The organism is Phaeobacter sp. JH20_37, assembly GCF_048056015.1.
GTDB lineage: Bacteria > Pseudomonadota > Alphaproteobacteria > Rhodobacterales > Rhodobacteraceae > Phaeobacter > Phaeobacter bryozoorum.
In genome coordinates, this window is the sequence record NZ_JAYMWW010000001.1 from 98819 (window position 1) to 118178 (window position 19360).

Consider the following 19360-nt stretch of genomic DNA (forward strand, 5'->3'; position numbering starts at 1 on the left):
CTCAATCCTGTTCTTTCTTGACGTAGACCCGAGGCAACTGAAATCGCGGCCCCATTTCGGCGAAATCCAGATAGCCCAGGCGACTGATGTGCCTGACCTTGTTGTAGTCCACCATCCCGTCGGTGAGGCAGGCATCGTCAATATGAACACCAACCACATGGCCAAACACGATCGTATTGGGGTTCTCAGAACGTTCAGTTGGCAAATGCAGCACCTCGATGGTCTTGCACTCAAACTGAATGGGAGAAGCTGCAACCCGCAACGGTTGGACCAGCCTAGACGGGACCGAAGCTAGCCCGACCTCGTCGATCTCGCTAACCTCGCTGCCCCAAGCGGTCGAGGACAGGTTGACCTCCTCGCGCAGATCATAGGTGGCGACATTGTAGACGAATTCACCCGTATTCTCAGCGTTGACCCAACTGTCCTTGGGCGTGCCGTCCGGCTTCAACCCATTGCACGAGAACATGACGGTGGGCGGAAAATTATGCACGAGATTAAAGTAACTGAACGGCGCAAGGTTATGGATGCCATCGGCACTCACAGTCGAAATCCAGCCAATAGGCCGTGGCGCAACGCAGGCAGAGATAGGGTTATGTGGCAAGCCGTGCCCTTTTGACGGTTCAAAGAACATCATTGCCATCCTTCAGAATTGCACCCGGCATGGCCGCGAAATCGCGATCTGCATACCCGGCATCCCGAAACTGGGTGAAGCTTTCAAGCGCAGCCTGCAAGGCTGGCGTCGCGACTCCGCCTTGGGCTGCCACCTCGCAAAACACCCCTAGGTCCTTGGCAATGCCGGCGACTGTAAAGCTCGCCGGGCTCTCTTTGCCCAAAATAATCTCGGACTTCCCGGAAAGAGCACCATTTGCTGCAGGGCCGCTTATCAGAATGTCCAACATCAACTCACCCGGCAGGCCGAGGCTGCGCCCTACACCGAGCGCTTCGCGCAGCGACTGCCAATAGCTGGCCAGCATGATGTTATTGACGATTTTTGCCGCCAACCCCTGGCCCAACGGGCCGACGTGAAAAACCCGGTTTGCAAAGAGTTCGGCCACCGGCACGAAGCGGGCCACATCAACAGGCTCACCGCCGATAAAGACGCCTGCCTGTCCCATCGAGACAACCTTGGGCCAGCCCGAAACAGGCGCGTCCAGAACCCCAGCTCCGGCAGCCGTGATCCTGTCGGCATATCCTTTCAGCGTGGCCGGATTAACCGTGCTGGTGTCGACAACCAGCTTGCCACGCAAATCACAGGTTATCAGCCGGTCCAGCACTGCCGCGACCGCCCCGTCGTCAAACAGCGACAATAGGACAATATCGACCTCCGCAACCAGATCGTCCAATATGGCAGGGGCACCAATTCCCCGCGCATCGGCCCAATCCAGGTCCACCCCGCTCCGCGTCCAGCCCGAAACTGAACAGCCCTGTTCAGCCAATCTTGCCGCAAGTGCCGCGCCCATCTTGCCAAGCCCAACAACGCCAACTCGTTCGTTCATCGCCATTTCCTTCAAAGACTTTTCCGATCCGGTCAGCCCGCCATCGGATAGTCAGCCGCATTCAACACCCAACCGGGTTTCAGACTGAAATCCTCACGCGGGGGACAGAAGACATCAACCATTGCGTTTCTGTCAGCACCCGTCGCCCGACTGGTATGGATGACGGGCGGAGGAATAACAGTCACCGACGGGGCGCCCACTTTGACCTCCTGATCAGGGCGCCAATCCGCCATATCCGTGGTCCAGGGCCAGCGCAAATGATGCGAAAAAGCGCCCTCAAGCACCAGTGAGCATTGTTCGAAATCATCATGATGATGTGGCGACATTTTGGTTGTGTCGCGTGGCCCGTCATAAGGATCAAGCACATTGACCATGAAGGTGGTGCATCGAAAAATCCGGCCAAATCGACCCGGCTCTGGCGGGACATCCAACGAGTAATGCCGGAGTTGCCACCCATCGGTGGGCTTTGGCCAGTCTTGCAAGGGCGGAATATGACTGCGCAGCGATTGATAAGCGTCACCATTGGTGCAAAGCGCCACCAGATCCTTTGATCGGCTGGTGAACAGCCGGAAAAAACGCCCCCCTTCGGGAAGGATCACTGCGCTGTCGGCGGGTGGCACGAAGGCAATGGAGTTCCCAGGCACGTCGCAGGAATTACCGCCGACAGTGATCGTCGCGCCGTTCTCCGGCAGCAGGACAACATATTCGTCGCACTGATTTTGTCTGGTAAAACTGCCTCCCGGTTCCGCTTCGGTGCGCATGACAACAAAGTTTTGGCCTCTCAGGCACCATGTCAGGCCGTCGCTGCTGCGAACAGCGGGGTCGATCTTGTCGAACTCACCAATCTGCGGAATCGCTACTAGCCCCGTTCTGGGCTTGGCCGCGGCTTTTGTGCGCAGCGCCGACCGCGGGTCTGTCTTGTCATAGGCCATCAGTCACTCCTGTACTGAGGGAAGGGCATTGCGAAGCTCGGCAAGCCGCGCGCGGGCCGCATCGCGAATGAACGTCTGATCAGACGCGAGCACGAAGGCGGTCGCTCCCAGTTCGCAGAGCCATCCGGCATCCTTGGCCGAACCCGCCATGGCGCAGATCGCCACCCCGTGCGCCCGCGCCGTTGCGCAGATGGTTTTTGTCGCCCGCAATACAGGCTCTGACCCGGGCTTTGTTTCGCCATAGGCAACGGTCAGATCGCCGCGCCCGATAAACACACCATCCAGCCCATCGGTCGTCACTATCGCGTCAATCTGCTCGACCGCCAAAGGATCCTCGATCATCGCGATGACCAGGCCCCTGTTGTCTTCCTTTTCAACATGCTCGGCGAGCGTGACCTCCCCGAATCGACCCGCACGCGTCGTCGGCGAATAGCCCCGCGATCCGCCGCGATAGCGCGCGGCGGAGACGATCGCCCTGGCTTTCTGTGCTGTGTCAACATGCGGAACAAGAATCCCGTCTGCACCGCAATCCAAAGCCGACAGGATGTCCGCCGGTTCGGCGCTCTTTACCCGAACAAGACAGCCAATATCTGCCGCCTTGCAGGCCAGAACGATCCGATCCGTGGCCTCACGAGAAATCGGAGCGTGCTCCTCGTCGACCACTACAAAGTCATAACCGACCACCCCGAGGATTTCCGCAGGCATGGTATGCGCAATCTTCAGAAAACTCCCGGTCAGATTGGTTTCGTGTAGAAACCTCTGACGAAATCCGCCCTTAACATAGGTCATATCCTGCCCTTTCACACGTCGGAGGCCGGCGGCAGACCAACAAGACGCGACGGGTTATCCCGCACCAGCAGGCGAATTTCATCCTCGCTGAAGCCGCTGACGAGGCACAGCTTGATCGCCTGTCGCATTCCTTCGACCGGAGTTGGATTGTCGATCTGACCCAAATCTGATCCGATCGAAGAATGTTCGACACCGGCAGCGCGGATGTGCTCAGCCAGAAGATGCGGTTCGAACACGTTAAAGCGGCTATCAACATACAGGCAGGCAGATTGCTCAACCAGCGCACCAAATTCGGCGATCTCGCGAATGTCGTCGTAGGTAAAGTGAAGCCCGTACATTGGGTGATTGACGATCAGTTTTTTCACCCCACGCGTTTTGGCTTCCTCAAACAGCTTCCATATCTCCCAGACGTGAAGATGCCCTGAGGACAGAACCGCATCGAACTCGGCAATTGAATCCAATATCTCTTTGACCGGATCAATGATCGCCCCCCGATCGTCCACGACGGTCAAAAGCCGTGGAGGCTTGAGCTTCACATTCATCGCCAACCGCGATTTCCGAAAGGACGAACGGATATGATTGGCCGATTGCGCCGTCGGCATCCAGATCATCGTACCGCCATGTTTCAACTGGGAATCAACCACATGCGGGTCGAATCCCCCGGTCGTGTTGTTCAGAACCAACCCGCCATACATCGCTACGCCCAGATCCCCGACCAGACGCTTCATCATCGGCAGAAACGGTGCAACCGAGTAATGGTGGTCCTTGAACAGGATGCCACGCATTCCTGCAGCCGCCGCTTGCTCGACCGCCTGAATATGGTCGATCTGGCGTTCCATGATCGAGGGTCCTGAATGCACGTGGAGATCAACGGCACCGACCATTAAGCGGTCCACAACCACATCATCGACATCAGCTATCAACGCGCGGAACTCTTCTCGATTTTGGCTCTGTGTCATCTTGGTACCGTTTTTGTGGGTAATCGGGACCGATGATCGGGTAAATCCAGACCGGCATCCATGACGCCAGAGCCGTATTCCACATGGTGGAATTCATGCGCCTCGCCCGCCAATACCGACTGGACCCGCCCCGGAATCATCGCCACTTTCGGCCCTGTAGGATGACCCCTCCAAGCACTCGGGATCGAAGATTGCAAAGACTGGCAAGGGGCCCAGGCCCCGAATGTCGATTCTGACCTGAATCTTGTCCGAAAGCGCATCGGCAAGATCCCTCGAATTCGCGGCAACTGGTGCGGCAAGAAACAGGAGCCCCCATGCGATACTCTGCGTTTGGACTGATCAAGGAAGCTCTGAGCGGGCACAAAGGCTGGCGCCCGCAATGGCGCGATGCAGCGCCAAAGCCCGCCTACGATTACGTCATCATCGGGGGCGGCGGCCATGGTCTGGCCACTGCCTATTACCTCGCCAAGGAGTTCGGCGGCGCGCGGATCGCGGTGCTGGAAAAGGGCTGGATTGGTGGCGGCAACGTCGGACGCAATACAACCATCATCCGATCCAACTACCTGCTGGATGGCAATGAGCCTTTTTACGAGTTCTCGCTCAAGCTTTGGGAAAACCTGGAGCAGGATCTGAACTACAATGCGATGGTCAGCCAGCGTGGGATCCTGAACCTGATCCACAGCGATGCGCAGCGCGACGCAGCCCGGCGCCGCGGCAATGCGATGATCCTGAACGGCTCGGACGCGGAACTGCTGGATACCGCCGGTGTACGCGCCATGTATCCCTTCCTGAACTTCGACGATGCCCGCTTCCCGATCAAGGGCGGGTTGCTGCACCGGCGCGGCGGTACGGTGCGCCACGATGCGGTGGCCTGGGGCTATGCCCGGGGCGCGGATCAGCGCGGCGTCGATATCATTCAGAATTGCGAGGTCACGGGCCTGCGTATCGACGGAGGCAAGGTGCGCGGTGTCGAAACCTCTCGCGGCTACATTGGCGCGGGAAAGGTGGGCGTGTCGGTTGCTGGCAATTCCAGCCGGGTCATGGCCCTCGCCGGGATGCGCCTGCCCATCGAGAGCCATGTTCTGCAGGCCTTCGTCTCCGAGGGGCTGAAGCCCTTCATTCCTGGGGTGATCACCTATGGCGCCGGGCATTTTTATTGCAGCCAGTCAGACAAGGGCGGGCTCGTCTTTGGCGGCGATATCGACATGTATAACTCCTACGCACAACGTGGGAATTTGCCAGTGGTCGAGGATGTGGTGGAAAGCGGCATGTCCCTGATCCCGGCTCTTGGTCGCGCGCGTCTCCTGCGCAGCTGGGGCGGCATCATGGATATGTCGATGGACGGCTCTCCCTTCATCGACAAGACCCATATCGACGGGCTCTATTTCAACGGGGGCTGGTGCTACGGCGGCTTCAAGGCCACGCCAGCTGCGGGCTACTGCTTTGCCCATCTGCTGAAAACAGACCGCCCGCATGAGACGGCAACCGCCTACCGGCTGGATCGCTTCATGACTGGCCGCATGATCGACGAAAAGGGCCAGGGCGCCCAACCGAACCTGCATTGAGGACTTGTCCAGATGATCATCAACCATCCGCTACTCGGCCCACGCGACGCGCAGGAATTCACCTATCTGGGCGATGCTGGCCTTATGAACCGCCCCTATTGGCTTTCGGAGACCGCGCTGCAGCAATTCCACGATTACCTCTATCTGCGTCAGAACCCGGCTGGGGAGCATCGCGAATTGTGGTTTCATGAACAGGGCGATCGTTCCTGGCTGGTCGTCACCCGCAATACGGTCACGCATGAGATACTGAAGGTTGAACTGGCGCGGGATGTTGCCCTTGCGAACAGAGCCGCAAACACGCCGCAGGAGGCGCTGCAATGAGTTCGCACCCCCCACTGAAAAACCGTCTGTCCGGCGGACTGATCGACCACGACACAGGCTTGTCGTTCCAATTCGACGGCAAGAACTACCAAGGCCATCAGGGAGATACGCTGGCGTCAGCACTGCTTGCCAATGGCGTGCGCCTGATGGGCCGCTCCTTCAAGTACCACCGCCCGCGGGGCGTGCTGACCGCGGGCAGCGAGGAGCCGAACGCCCTCGTTGAACTGCGGTCCGGTGGTCGTCAGGAACCGAATACGCGCGCCACGGTTATCGAACTCTACGCAGGATTGGAGGCCCAATCGCAGAACCGCTGGCCATCGCTCGAACATGACGTGATGGCGATCAATGACCGGTTCTCGAACTTCCTGACCGCAGGGTTCTACTACAAGACCTTCATGTGGCCCAAAGCATTCTGGGAAAAGCTCTATGAACCGATCATCCGCAAGGCAGCGGGCCTTGGCAGCCTGACCGGTGAGGCGGATCCCGACGCCTACGACAAGGGATATCTGCACTGTGATCTGTTGATCATAGGAGCCGGACCAGCCGGCCTGGCCGCAGCATTGACCGCAGGGCGCGCTGGCGCTCAGGTCATTCTCGCGGATGAAGATAGTCACCTGGGCGGTCGTCTGCTAAGTGAAACTCAGGCTTTGTCCGATATGTCAGGCCCGGACTGGGTGGCCCAGACACAGGCAGAGCTTGCGACGCTCCCGAATGTGCGGGTGATGCCCCGCACCACAGTCTTTGGCGCCTATGATCACGGTATCTATGGTGCGGTTGAGCGCAATGCCGACCATCTGCCAAAACCCGCAGCTGGCAAACCGCGTCAGACCCTTTGGCGGATCTATTCCAAACGCGCGCTGATCGCCACGGGAGCCATTGAGCGACCGATCGCCTTTGAAAATAATGATCGGCCCGGCATTATGCTGGCGGGCGCGGTGCGTGCCTATGCCAATCGCTGGGCGGCGACCCCCGGCCATTCGGTCGTGGTGTTCGCCAACAATGACGATGCACATCAAACCGCTCGTGACCTCATGGCAAAGGGTGTCGAGGTCCCCGCGATCATTGACGTGAGACCGGATGCGCCAGCCCTGCCGGGAACCGAGGTTCTGGCAGGTGCCGAGATTACCGACACCAAGGGGCGGCTTGGCCTGACGTCTGTCACCCTGCGCCTGGCAAATGGGCAAACCCGAACAATCGCCTGCGACGCGCTGGCCATGTCCGGGGGTTGGAATCCCAATCTGGGCCTGACGTGCCACCAGCGTGGTCGCCCCGTCTGGAACGAGGCCATCCAGTCTTTTGTTCCGGCCGCAGGGCTGCCCACCGGTCAGCTGGTCGCCGGGGCTGCTATGGGAGATATGACCACCGCACAGGCCCTTGCGGGGGGAGTCCAGAAAACGATCGAGGCGCTTGCCGATCTCGGCATCTCGGCCGGTGCAGCCGATCTGCCCCGTGCTGAAGACGCACCCGTCTCGCTGACCCCGTTCTGGCAGGTCAAAGGCGCAAAGCGCGCTTGGCTGGATTTCCAGAATGATGTGACGGTGAAGGACGTGAAGCTGGCGCATCAGGAAAACTTCACCTCAGTCGAACATCTGAAACGCTACACCACACTCGGCATGGCCACCGACCAGGGCAAAACCTCGAACCTTGGCGCGTTGGCAGTGATGGCCGAGCTCACCGGCAAGTCAATCCCGGAAACCGGCACGACAATCTTTCGTCCGCCCTATACGCCGGTGGCGATGGGCGCTCTGGCGGGGCGAGCGGTGGGTAAGGATTTCCACCCAACCCGCCTGACACCCAGTCACAAATGGGCCGAGGAACAAGGCGCGGTGTTCGTTGAGGTCGGCAACTGGCTGCGCGCACAGTGGTTCCCGCGTGACGGTGAAACCCATTGGCGCCAATCCGTCGACCGCGAAGTGCTGCAAACGCGTAATTCGGTGGGCATTTGCGACGTAACCACTTTGGGGAAGATCGACGTTCAGGGCACGGATGCCGCGACCTTCCTCAACATGATTTATGCAAACGGGTTTGCCAAATTACCGGTTGGCAAGGTGCGCTATGGGCTCATGCTGCGTGAGGATGGTATCGCCTATGATGACGGTACTGCGGCCCGTCTTGCAGAGGATCATTTTGTCGTCACCACAACCACGGCCAATGCGGTTCTGGTCTATCGCAATATGGAATTCGTGCGTCAGTGCCTGTGTCCGGATCTGGATGTTCAACTGATTTCGACAACCGAGGCCTGGGCACAATATGCCGTCGCCGGGCCAAATGCGCGGAGATTGCTACAGAAGATTGTCGACCCAGAATTTGACATCTCAAACGAAGCGTTTCCCTTCATGGGCTGCGGCGAAATCACCGTCTGCGGCGGATGCCGCGCCCGACTGTTCCGGATCTCCTTCTCCGGTGAGCTGGCCTATGAAATCGCGGTGCCGACACGCTATGGCGACGCGCTGCTGCGGGAAATGATGGCCGCCGGTGAGGAATTCGACGTGACCCCCTATGGCACAGAAGCTCTGGGTGTCATGCGGATCGAAAAAGGACACGCCGCCGGCAATGAGCTGAACGGGACAACATCCGCACTAAACCTCGGACTCGGGCGCATGGTCTCAACCAGCAAGGACTGCATTGGCAATGTCCTCAGCCGACGCGAGGGGATGAATACCGAAGCGGCGCTGCACCTGGTAGGGCTTCGCCCCGTCAACAGCAGCGACAGCCTGCCCGCCGGGGGGCATCTGATGGCAGCCGACGGCCCCGTGGATGCGGCACATGATCAGGGATATGTCACCTCCGCGGCCTATTCACCCATCCTGAAAAGCGCGATTGGCCTGGCTTTTGTCAAAGGTGGGTCGGACCGCACAGGAGAACGGCTGCGCCTTGTGAACCCGTTGGAAAACCAAACAGTCCTGGTTGAGATTGTCAGCCCACATTTTGTTGACCCGGAAGGGGAGAAGCTCCGTGCATAAGCTCAGTCCAATCAGCCCACTTGGCAGCGATACGGCCTGGATTGACCGGGTCGGCGACCTGACCATCTCAGAGGTGACAGACCAGGCCCTGGCCTCGGTTACAGCGCGCAAAGATCAGGAACCGGCACTGCGGGCGGCTCTTGGTTCGGCGCATGGCATGACGCTTCCAGATGTCGGCACATCTTCAGACTCGGGGGATATCTCCGTTTTTTGGACCGGACCCGCTCAATGGATGATCTCGGCCCCGCATGACCGCCATGAATTGCTGGCGCGTGATCTGAAACAAGTGGTGGGTGCGGCTGCCTCGGTGGTCGAACAGACCGATGGCTGGTGCCGTTTCGATGTCGCCGGTCCGACACTCTGCGATCTGTTCGAACGGCTCAGTAATGCACCTGTGCGCAATATGGCAACAGGGAGCGTTATTCGGGGAACGTTGGAACATCTCGGCGTATTCCTCTGGCGCCGGGCAGAGGATCACATGGCAGTATTGGGACCGCGCTCCTCCGCGGCCTCCCTTCACCACGCGCTTATCAGCGCAGCTCATTCCATCGCATAAAACCCGCCTGTCTGCGGTGTCCTATCCCGCAGGCAGGGCATCGCCGCTTTTTACGCGGAGGGAGTTTTTCGCACGACGATCATTGATCGGCGTGACGCCAAAGCTCTCGCGGTAGATCCGCAGGAACGCGCCCGGCGTGCTGTAACCTACCATATAGGCGATTTCGGTGACCGAGGTGCTGGAATACAGCACCAGTTGACGCGCCTGATTCATCCGCATCATCCGATAGTATTTCAGCGGGCTCTGACCCGTCGCCTCCTTGAAACTGCGTTCGAGGGATCGCGCCGATACACCAATGGCATTTGCTACATCGCTGATTTGAATAGGGTCTTCGATATGCTCGGCAAAATGTTCAATGGCCTGCGTCACCTTCTTGGGCAGCAGATCCTTGCTCTTGGCTGTTGAAAACGCGGGTGTCTTTTGCGACGTCGTGGCGCTGCGCACATATGGATGCTGAAACCAGCAGGCAACTTCGGCCATGATATCGCCGCCCAGATGGTCTTCTATCAAGGTCAACATATAGTCGAAAACCGCCGTCGCCCCGGAAATCGTGGTGAAAGCCCCCTCATCGCAGATCACTGTGCTCAGCCTCTCGATCTCAGGAAATTCCGCTTCAAAAGCAGCCTCATAGCACCAGTGAACCGAGAGCGGGTCGCTCCCGACCAAACCGGTGCGTGCCAGCGGAAACACCCCCCCGCTGAAGGCTCCAAGTCGGGTCTTGTTCCGGGTAAGCCGCTGGAGCGCGGCATTGGCACGCGCCGATTGATCAAAGCGCGCATTAGGACCCGCCGCAAAGAACAGATAATCGTGATCCGTAAGATCGGCCAGCACACGATCCGGGCTGAACGTCACCCCTGCCGAGGACGCGACCGGCTCCGTTGTTTCGGCAACAACAGTCCAGCGAAACGCCTCCTTCCCCGCGATTTCATTGGCGGCCCTCAGCGGCTCGATGCAAGACGTCAGGCAAGCCATAGGGAAACCGGGAAAAATCATAATGCCAAGCGTAAGCGGCGTCTTGGTTAGGGTCACGACAGGCCTCCTTTGGTCAATTCGGCAGCACAGCTCAGGATGTGTTTTTCCAGCAAACGGGCTGCAGGAGACAGCGCCGTATCGGTTTTGCGAAGCAGGTGGATCTGGCGAGTCGCAAGCGAATCAGCCAATGGTCGGAACGCCAGCCCCGTCGCATTCGCGGCTCGCGCGGCCATCTCCGGCAAAATAGTTACCCCGATTTCAGCCTGCACCATAGCCATGATGGAGGTCAGGTTCTGTGCCTTCAACAGCGCCCTGTCGTGCAGCTCTCTGGATTGCTCCGCCTTGATGCTGGCCGACAGGCTATTGGCGATCAGCCTTTCGTTGCGCAGCATCTCCCATTCGATTTTCCCCTGCTCCTGCGCCAGCGGGTGACTGGGTGCGCAGATCACTCCGAACGCATCCGACAGCAGATGCTGGCTGTGCAATCCAGAGCTGTTCTGGCCCAGTGTTGCAATGCCGATGTCGATGCGTTCACGGGACAGCTCATGCAGAACCGAGATCGAATCCATATCTCGCAACTCAATATCTACATTCTTGAAATCGTTGATGTACCTGGAAAAGACCAAGGGCATGACGGTGCCGGCGACCGATGGAACCGTGGCTATGCGGACATGTCCGTGGGTGGCCTTGGCATAGCCCTCTATGGCTTTAACCATCGTATCGTATTGCTGCAACTCGCGCTCTGCTTGTTCCAGCACAAAGGCCCCAAGGGCGGTCAGCCTGTTCTTACGGTCGGTTTCAAACAGCGGTTCGCCAAGATGGGTTTCCAGCTGCTTGAGCATCATCGATACGGCAGAGGGCGTGCGCCCAAGAATACCGGCAGCATCACTCAGGTTTCCACTTCGAGCGACTGCAGCAAAACCGCGGAGCAATTCAATTTTCAAAGCCATGAGCACTAACTTCAGAGTTTCTGAAATGATGTTCAGTAATTTGAGTTTGATTGAAGTGGCCGCGCATGTCCATACCCATGGAAACTGAATTCTGTGTGAGGCCTCCGACCATGACTGATATCCAAAAGAACCTGATTGCCGGTGAATGGCTGGCTGGTGAGAGCGAAGTTGAGAACCGCAACCCATCGGATTTGAGCGACCTCGTTGGTATCTTCGCGCAGGCCAGCGCCGATCAACTGGATGCGACATTGGACCAGGCGCAGGTGGCCCAGCGTGAATGGGCGGCCTATGGGCTTGAGCGTAAGCAGGCCGTGCTGAACGCAATCGGCAACGAGATGATGGCCCGCGCCGAAGAACTCGGCACGCTCCTGAGCCGTGAAGAAGGCAAGCCGCTGGCCGAGGGTAAAGGCGAAGTTTACCGCGCCGGCCAGTTCTTCACCTATTACGCCGCCGAATGCCTCCGCCAGATCGGGGAAAACGCCGACTCCGTGCGTCCCGACATCGAGGTGGATGTGCGCCGGGAAGCGGTCGGTACGGTGGCGATCATCAGCCCTTGGAACTTCCCGACCGCTACCGCCTCCTGGAAAATCGCGCCGGCGCTTTGCTATGGCAACGCCGTGGTGTGGAAACCGGCCAACATCACCCCGGCATCAGCCGTCGCGCTGGCCGAGATCATCAACCGGCAGGATATCCCCAAGGGCCTGTTCTCGCTGGTCATGGGCTCCGGCCGTTCCATCGGCCAGCGTCTGGTCGAAAGCCCCAAAGTGAACGCGATCTCCTTCACCGGCTCGGTGCCGGTGGGCAAAGGGATTGCTGCCGCCGCCATCCAGAACCTGACCAAGGTGCAGATGGAGATGGGCTCCAAGAACGCGCTGGCGGTGATGGACGACGCAGATCTGGATCTGGCCGTCACGCTGGCCCTCGGTGGCGCCTTTGGCGGCACCGGACAGAAATGCACAGCCTCCTCCCGGCTCGTGGTCCACGCGGCCATTCATGATGCCTTTGTCGACAAACTTGTCGCCGGGGCACAGGCCATGAAAGTGGGCCACGCGCTGGAAGCGGGCGTGCAGATGGGGCCGGTGGTCAGCGAGCAGCAGCTGAACGAGAACCTGGCCTATGTGGACATTGGCACTTCTGAAGGTGCTGAACTGGCCTGCGGCGGCCTGCGTCTGCAGATGCCGCACGAGGGCTTCTACATGTCCCCTGGCGTTTTCCTCAACACCACCAACGACATGCGCATCAACCGCGAGGAAATGTTCGCGCCGCTGACCAGCGTGATCAAGGTCGGCAGCTATGACGAGGCGCTGTCGGTGGTGAATGACACCAACTTCGGCCTGACCTCGGGCATTGTCACCCAGTCGCTGGCGCGCGCCACCCATTTCCGCCGCAACGCGCGCACCGGTGTGGTCACTGTCAACCTGCCAACCGCAGGCACCGACTACCACGTGCCATTCGGTGGCCGCGGCGACAGTTCCTATGGCCCGCGCGAGCAGGGTAAGGCCGCGGCGGAGTTCTATACCACCGTCAAAACCGCCTACATCAGCGCCGGCAAGCCGGTCTGAGACTGAATTCTTGGCAGTGCCGCATCGCCGGCCTGCCAGTTTGCGGACGCGCCCGCCCTCCTTGTTTCCCCCGAGGCGGGCGCATCCTGCCTGGCATTACAGGCCGGGTAGTGGACTTTGAAAACCGAGGTGCTTGAATGACCGGATATCGTATCGACTGCCTGCAATATGCCAATTGGTCGGAAAAAATCTTCCGCCAGCTGCGCGAGGGCAACGTGGACGCAATCCATGTCACCATTGCCTATCATGAGAACTTCCGCGAGACGGTCCTGAACTTCGAAAAATGGAACCGCTGGTTCGAACAGTTCCCCGACCTGATCATGAAGGGGCAGTGGGCCTCTGATATCGACAAGGCCCGCGAAACCGGCCGCACTGCGGTGTTCTTCGGTTTCCAGAACCCATCGCCGATAGAGGACGACATCGGCCTGGTGGAGATCCTGCACACGCTCGGCGCCCGCTTCATGCAGCTCACCTACAACAACCAGTCGCTGCTGGCGACGGGGTGTTATGAGGCCGAGGACATGGGCATCACCCGCATGGGCAAGCAGGTGATCAAGGAGATGAACCGGGTCGGCCTGGTCGTGGATATGAGCCATTCCGCCGACCGCTCCACCATCGAAGCAGCGGAAATTTCCAGCCGCCCGATCGCCATTACTCATGCCAACCCGCATGAATGGTCGCCGGCCCTGCGCAATAAGAAGGATGATGTCATCCGCGCAGTGACCGGCCACGGCGGGATGCTGGGCTTCTCGGTCTATCCGCATCACCTGAAGGACAAGTCAAACTGCACGCTGCAAAGCTTCTGCGAGATGATTGCCCGAACCGCCGAGAAATTCGGCGTTGAACATCTCGGGATCGGCACTGACCTTTGCCAGGACCAGCCGGACAGCGTCGTCGAATGGATGCGTGTGGGTCGTTGGACCAAGGAGATCGACTACGGCGAAGGCTCCAAATCCGCGCCGGGTTTCCCGCCAATGCCCAGCTGGTTCGAAGACAACCGCGACTTCGGAAATATCGAAGACGGGCTGCGCAAGGTCGGCATGAACAACGACGAGGTATCAGCTGTCATGGGAGGCAACTGGTATCGCTTCTTTGAAGAGAATTTCGGTCCAAAATCGGGGGATTAAAGACCGGGATAGACAGAAATATCGGCCCGACCAGTGCGCGGGCCAACCAATGGGAGGGAAAGATGTCAGAGACATCTATGGAGACAACACCGCAGGAGAGCCGGATCAACAAGCCGCTATTTCTGCTTTCAGGCGGTTTTATCGCGCTATTCTGTGCCGCAGCACTGGTCAATCTTGACGGGCTGTCGGCACTGGTCGACTGGGGGTTCAACATCTCGGCGACCTATTTTGGCCTGTACTGGCAAATTCTACTGCTTGCGACCTTTCTGATCGGTTTGCTGCTCTGCGTCCTGCCCGGTGGGCGCGCTATTCTCGGCGGGCTGGCTGCGCCTGAATTCACCACGTTCCAGTGGGGATCCATGGTCATGTGTACTCTGCTTGCTGGTGGTGGCGTGTTCTGGGCTGCCGGGGAGCCGATTGCGCATTTCCTCTACTCGCCTCCCCTCTACGGGGCCGAAGGCGGTAGCGAAGCCGCCGTTACCCCCGCTATCGCACAAAGCTTCATGCATTGGGGATTTCTGGCATGGGCGATCCTCGGTTCGCTTTCCACGGTCATGCTGATGCATTATCACTATGAAAAGGGCCTGCCGCTGGCCCCCCGGACGCTGCTCTATCCGGTGTTCAAGGACAAGGCTATCAACGGCCCCATCGGGGTGATCGCCGACGCATCATCGATCATCGCCGTGGTAGCGGGTACCGTCGGTCCGATCGGCTTTCTTGGGCTTCAGGTGAGCTATGGTCTCTCCGATCTCTTCGGCATCCCGGACGTTTTTGCCACTCAGTTCGTGGTGATCGGCGCATTGGTGGCACTCTACACGATCTCGGCGATGACCGGCCTGTCGCGCGGCATCCAGATGCTGTCCAAGATCAATGTGATCCTGGCCGCCGTGTTGCTGGTCTATGTGCTCATTGCCGGGCCTACCGGTTTCATCTTCGGATCGTTCTTCTCAGGTTTTACGACCTATCTGGGCAACTTCTTCCAGATGGCGCTCTATCGCGGTGATGCAGGCATATTCGGCGCTCCCGGCTGGCTGGGATGGTGGACCGTGTTCTTCTGGGGCTGGTTCATGGGCTACGGGCCACTGATGGCAATGTTCATTGCCCGCGTGTCACGCGGACGGTCGATCCGGTCCATCATCATCATGCTGTCGATCATCGCACCCATCGTGACCAACTTCTGGTTCACCATCATCGGGGGCACGGGCATTGCGATGGAACTGGCTCAGCCCGGCACCATCTCCGCAGCTTTCGAAGGCTTCAACCTGCCTGCGGCACTGCTGGCAATCACGAACAATCTGCCGATGGGTTTCTTGATCTCAATCCTGTTCTTGATCCTGACCACGATCTTTGTGGCCACGACCGGAGATTCGATGAGCTACGTGATTTCCGCTACAATGACCAACGGCGACACACCAAGCATCGCTGTACGTGTTTTCTGGGGCATCGCCATGGGTGTGATGGCGGTCATTTTGATCTCCGTCGGTTCCGGTGGCGTATCAAAACTACAGAGCTTCATCGTGGTCACCGCGGTTCCGGTGTCGCTTATTCTTCTGCCATCGCTCTGGGATGCTCTGCGCATCACATTGGCAAAAGGCAAAGAGAACTGAATAGCTGCCGGGCGCTGCTGGCGCCCGGCCCACCCATCCAAACTGCCCGACCTGTTCAGATCATACGGGATACGACTAACGACCTGATTACAAAGGCCAATCCGAATGACCGACATTCTCTGCCGTGAACCGAACACCGTCATGCGTCTGGCACGCCTTGGCTCTATGCACCAGTCGCGCCTGTCATTCATGCGGGTGCTGACCCGTCGTCTGGCGCGCGAACGCTGGCGATTTGAACAGACCGCATTCGACATAGACGACAGCGGTCAGGGCCATGCAGTCTACACCGCATATGGGCCGGAGCGTGCATATTCCCTGGTCGCCTTTGCCCACGACCTGCCGCCTGAAAAACGCTCCGACCGAGTGATTGCAGAGGCTTGGGACGCCACTTTCACACTATTTGACGGTATTCCTTCTGACGCGGATATCGCGCGGCTGTCACATAATATCCCCGTGCAGGAAGCCGGACGTGTGTCCGGGTCGGAGCTTTCTGTATCCCGTGCCAACCGGTCGGTGCGCCTCTGGGAACATGTGGTCAGCGCATTGGCCTCTGGCCAGCAGCCCTCCGCAGAGCAGATCGACGCCGTCGGCTATCTGATGCGGACAACGGCGGTCTACGGGTCCGGCAAACTGGGTGCGGCTGACCGCGAGATGATCGCGGAACGCCCCGAATTCCGTGCGCCGTTCCAGGTTGAGATGCTATCGGTCTACCTGACCCGCTGGTTTGTCACCGATCTGGTCCAGCATATGGCCGATTGTCGCGCCAAGGCTGAGGGCACCACCGCCGCAAAACTGGCTCCGGATCTGGCCCGGTCCATGGGGATCGGCAATTCCACCGGCCTTGGAATGGCGCCGTTTCTGCTCAACCACCCGGTGCTGTTCAACAACTGGGTCGCGGCGCGCGAAAAGGCGATCCAGGCGGTGCGCAATATCGAGGAAGCGCATCCGGACGATATCGCTGTGTTCCGCTCTCTGGTGGCCCGCAGCAAGCTGACAATCGCCGATTGGCAGTCACAGCATCCGATTCAGATCCAGAAACTGAGCGCGCTGCGCGCCGACGCTGATCAGGTGACCAGCTACCTGGAAATCCAGACGCTAGCCGGTCCGAAGCCCTGGGATGCCCTCTACCGCTGGGCCGAAGAGACGCTCTCGCTCGAGGGTCAGGAATGGATCGCGTCGCTGATGCTGGAGCCCTACGGCGGGCTTGTCGATGGCTTCGCCGAAGATATGTCAGCAGATAACACCGCAACCTTTCGCATTGCGGGTGCTATGACCATTGGCGATCTTCGCAAGATCCTGCGGGACGTATACGCTTGGGCCATCGACACAAACTGGCAGGCCCCAGAGAACAAGGCACGCGCCTGGTATGTTTCGGAGGAAAAGCTCGAACCCCGTCTGGGTGAGCGCTTTGAGGAGCCCATCGAAGAATATGAGCAGCCGCTGGCACCGGGACGAGATGCCGCGATGTTGTATCAGGCTCTGGCCCACTGGCCAGACGAGGCGCAGGTTGCAGATTTCCTGTTGCGCCATTCCGAACACCGCCATGTTCTGCGCCGTGTTCAGATCGTCGGCCGCGCGCCCTACGCGGAAATCCGTGACAACACGATTTCCGATCAGGTCCTGCCGATCGATATGCTGCGCTGCAAGCTGGCATTCTTTGGCGCGACGAAATTTGATCCCCGGTCAGATCGTTGGGTGCGGATTTGCATGTATGGCAATGCTCCGCTGCCCACCGAACTCACCGTTGAGAACGCGGAATTCTGGGTATTCCCCGAACTGGAAGAGGGGCTGGCATGAGCCATTCGTTGAATGAAATCGAGGCCATGAGCAAGCGCGCCGCCCGTGGCGCAGGCCTGTCCTGGGGATTGGCAGAAGAGGCCGCCAAGGGCACGCGCTGGCTTTCGTCTTTTGGGTTTCCCGGCACCGAGATGCTGGCAGATCTGCTGACGATGAATGATCGCATTCCCTCGATTGACGTATCGCCCGTTTCGCTGCGGGCCGAGGTCTGGCACGCCCCTGCCCGCCGGATGAGTCCCTTGATCGCCGGTGCAGCACTCAGCGATTGTGCCGTGCGCCTACTGGAGCGCGGCAAGATCACGATGGAAAACGTCAATTTTCCCTTGCTGGCGGTGCCCTTCATGGGCGGCGCGGCCTTGCGACTGGGCCGACCGGTTGCCGCCGAATGGCAGGGCGCGCGCCTGGCCACCGACGGCAAGCGGCTCTGCGTGCAGGGCTCCAGCGAGGCGCTGCACAGCCGGCTGGCGGAACGGATGGTATTCTCCGCCCCCGCGGAGATGACCGGCCAGCAAGAACCGGTGATGCGCGCAAGCGTCTCCAACGCAAGCTGGGACCAGCTGGGCAAGTTTGCCCATCGCACCTTTGCCCCGGCGACCGAGGAAAGCCGCCTGCGCGGCGCCGGGGCCGGCCTCAGCGACAACGACTGATCCACCCATCGACTGCCGGTCAGCCCGGCATTGACCCGAAGACTGAAAAACAGAAAGCCCGATATGACCGCAACCGAAACCCTGACCCTTGCCGAAATCGAAGACCTGGCCTTCCGCGTGTTGGTCAAGGCCGGCACCTCCGAAGCCAACGCCCGCCCCCTTGCTGTTGCAACCGCCATGACCGAAGCCGATGGCGTCGCCTCGCACGGGCTGGCCTATATCCCGATCTATGCCCAGCATGTCGAATGTGGAAAGGTGGATGGTCAGGCAAAGCCGGTTGTGGATCAGCCCCGCCCGGCGGTTGTCACCGTGGACGCAGAGACCGGTTTTGCCCATAGCGCCATTGATCTCGGCTTTGAAAAACTGATCCCGCTGGCCCGCGAGATGGGGGTTGCGGTTCTGGCGGTGAACAACTCCTACAACTGCGGTGTCCTCGGAGTTCACACGCAACGGCTGGCGCAGGCAGGATTGCTTGGCGTCGGTTTCACCAATGCGCCCGCCTCGATCGCGCCCTCCGGCGGTGCGAAGCCGGTTGTCGGCACCAACCCCTTCTCGATCGCGGCCCCCGACGCAGACGGGAATGCCGCGCTGCTGATCGACCAGTCCGCCAGCACAATTGCCAAGAGCGAAGTGATGAAACACGCCCGGGAGGGCAAAGCGGTCCCCGAAGGCTGGGTGCTGGATGCTGACGGGCAACCAACCACCAATCCCGAGGCCGGGCTCAAGGGGTCAATGGTTCCTTCCGGCGGATACAAGGGCGTCGGCATCGCCTTGACTGTTGAACTGATGGCGGCTGCCATGACCGGCGCGACCCTCGGCTCCGTCGCCAGTCCCTTCTCTGGCACCGCGGGTGGGCCACCAAAAACCGGCCAGTTCTTCATTGCGATCGATCCGGCAGCGACCTCGGGCGGCGCATTCCACGACCGGCTGACCGACCTGATCGCATCAATCCATGATCAGGATGGCGCACGGCTGCCGGGCGATGGTCGTCGTGGCTGCCGCACACGCGCCGCGTCTGAAGGCGTCGCCGTGAACGCCGCACTGCTGGAGAAGGTCCGCGACCTTCTCTGATCCGTCGCGAGGAACACAAGACACCACGATAAAGGAGGTCATATGG

17 protein-coding genes are annotated in these 19360 nt (G+C 59.7%); 10 read left to right on the forward strand and 7 right to left on the reverse strand.

Features of this window, described 5'->3' with window-relative positions:
* Position 1: 1 nt before the first annotated feature.
* From VWZ87_RS00490 to VWZ87_RS00510, 5 genes are read right to left on the reverse strand one after another with little or no spacing between them, the layout of a single operon-like run.
* Positions 2–634 (reverse strand): flavin reductase family protein, encoded by a 633-nt coding sequence (locus VWZ87_RS00490; protein WP_416547680.1) that lies wholly within the window; start codon positions 632–634, stop codon positions 2–4.
* Complete coding sequence (locus VWZ87_RS00495) at positions 621–1496, reverse strand: NAD(P)-dependent oxidoreductase (RefSeq protein ID WP_416535475.1); 876 nt, start codon at positions 1494–1496, stop codon at positions 621–623. Before VWZ87_RS00495 ends, VWZ87_RS00490 begins: the two co-directional genes overlap by 14 nt.
* A gap of 32 nt (positions 1497–1528) precedes the next feature.
* Positions 1529–2428, reverse strand: coding sequence for a hypothetical protein (locus tag VWZ87_RS00500; protein ID WP_416535476.1), 900 nt, complete (start codon positions 2426–2428; stop codon positions 1529–1531).
* A 3-nt stretch (positions 2429–2431) separates the two neighbouring features.
* Entirely contained in the window at positions 2432–3217 is a 786-nt protein-coding gene (locus tag VWZ87_RS00505; protein ID WP_416535510.1) for an HpcH/HpaI aldolase family protein, read from the reverse strand.
* 11 nt (positions 3218–3228) lie between these two features.
* Positions 3229–4176 (reverse strand): DUF6282 family protein, encoded by a 948-nt coding sequence (locus tag VWZ87_RS00510; protein WP_416535477.1) that lies wholly within the window; start codon positions 4174–4176, stop codon positions 3229–3231.
* A gap of 314 nt (positions 4177–4490) precedes the next feature.
* Between VWZ87_RS00510 and VWZ87_RS00515 the strand changes: the two genes are divergently transcribed.
* From VWZ87_RS00515 to VWZ87_RS00530, 4 genes are read left to right on the forward strand one after another with little or no spacing between them, the layout of a single operon-like run.
* Positions 4491–5741: a sarcosine oxidase subunit beta family protein gene (locus VWZ87_RS00515; protein ID WP_416535478.1), complete on the forward strand. Its 1251-nt coding sequence runs from the start codon at positions 4491–4493 to the stop codon at positions 5739–5741.
* 12 nt (positions 5742–5753) lie between these two features.
* Positions 5754–6062: a sarcosine oxidase subunit delta gene (locus VWZ87_RS00520; protein ID WP_340547678.1), complete on the forward strand. Its 309-nt coding sequence runs from the start codon at positions 5754–5756 to the stop codon at positions 6060–6062.
* Complete coding sequence (locus tag VWZ87_RS00525; RefSeq protein ID WP_416535479.1) at positions 6059–9025, forward strand: sarcosine oxidase subunit alpha family protein; 2967 nt, start codon at positions 6059–6061, stop codon at positions 9023–9025. The genes VWZ87_RS00520 and VWZ87_RS00525 overlap by 4 nt, the downstream gene beginning before the upstream one ends.
* Positions 9018–9581 (forward strand): sarcosine oxidase subunit gamma, encoded by a 564-nt coding sequence (locus tag VWZ87_RS00530; protein WP_416535480.1) that lies wholly within the window; start codon positions 9018–9020, stop codon positions 9579–9581. The genes VWZ87_RS00525 and VWZ87_RS00530 overlap by 8 nt, the downstream gene beginning before the upstream one ends.
* 21 nt (positions 9582–9602) lie before the next feature.
* Here the strand turns inward: VWZ87_RS00530 and VWZ87_RS00535 are convergent, their stop codons facing one another.
* On the reverse strand, positions 9603–10610 hold the full coding sequence (locus VWZ87_RS00535) for a GlxA family transcriptional regulator (protein ID WP_340547681.1): 1008 nt from the start codon (positions 10608–10610) through the stop codon (positions 9603–9605).
* Entirely contained in the window at positions 10607–11503 is an 897-nt protein-coding gene (locus VWZ87_RS00540) for a LysR family transcriptional regulator (RefSeq protein ID WP_340547682.1), read from the reverse strand. Before VWZ87_RS00540 ends, VWZ87_RS00535 begins: the two co-directional genes overlap by 4 nt.
* A gap of 110 nt (positions 11504–11613) precedes the next feature.
* Between VWZ87_RS00540 and VWZ87_RS00545 the strand changes: the two genes are divergently transcribed.
* The 6 genes from VWZ87_RS00545 (at position 11614) to VWZ87_RS00570 (ending at position 19314) form a co-directional block, all read left to right on the forward strand.
* On the forward strand, positions 11614–13065 hold the full coding sequence (locus tag VWZ87_RS00545) for an aldehyde dehydrogenase family protein (protein WP_340547683.1): 1452 nt from the start codon (positions 11614–11616) through the stop codon (positions 13063–13065).
* Between the two features lie 137 nt (positions 13066–13202).
* Positions 13203–14192: a membrane dipeptidase gene (locus tag VWZ87_RS00550; RefSeq protein WP_416535481.1), complete on the forward strand. Its 990-nt coding sequence runs from the start codon at positions 13203–13205 to the stop codon at positions 14190–14192.
* A 62-nt stretch (positions 14193–14254) separates the two neighbouring features.
* Positions 14255–15799, forward strand: coding sequence for a BCCT family transporter (locus VWZ87_RS00555; RefSeq protein WP_416535482.1), 1545 nt, complete (start codon positions 14255–14257; stop codon positions 15797–15799).
* A gap of 105 nt (positions 15800–15904) precedes the next feature.
* Positions 15905–17596, forward strand: a complete 1692-nt coding sequence (locus tag VWZ87_RS00560) for a hypothetical protein (protein ID WP_416535483.1) — start codon at positions 15905–15907, stop codon at positions 17594–17596.
* Complete coding sequence (locus VWZ87_RS00565) at positions 17593–18243, forward strand: DUF3726 domain-containing protein (RefSeq protein ID WP_416535484.1); 651 nt, start codon at positions 17593–17595, stop codon at positions 18241–18243. The genes VWZ87_RS00560 and VWZ87_RS00565 overlap by 4 nt, the downstream gene beginning before the upstream one ends.
* Positions 18244–18306: 63 nt before the next feature.
* A complete protein-coding gene (locus VWZ87_RS00570; RefSeq protein WP_416535485.1) occupies positions 18307–19314 on the forward strand; it encodes an Ldh family oxidoreductase in 1008 nt (335 codons plus the stop codon).
* The last annotated feature ends 46 nt before the right edge of the window (positions 19315–19360 follow it).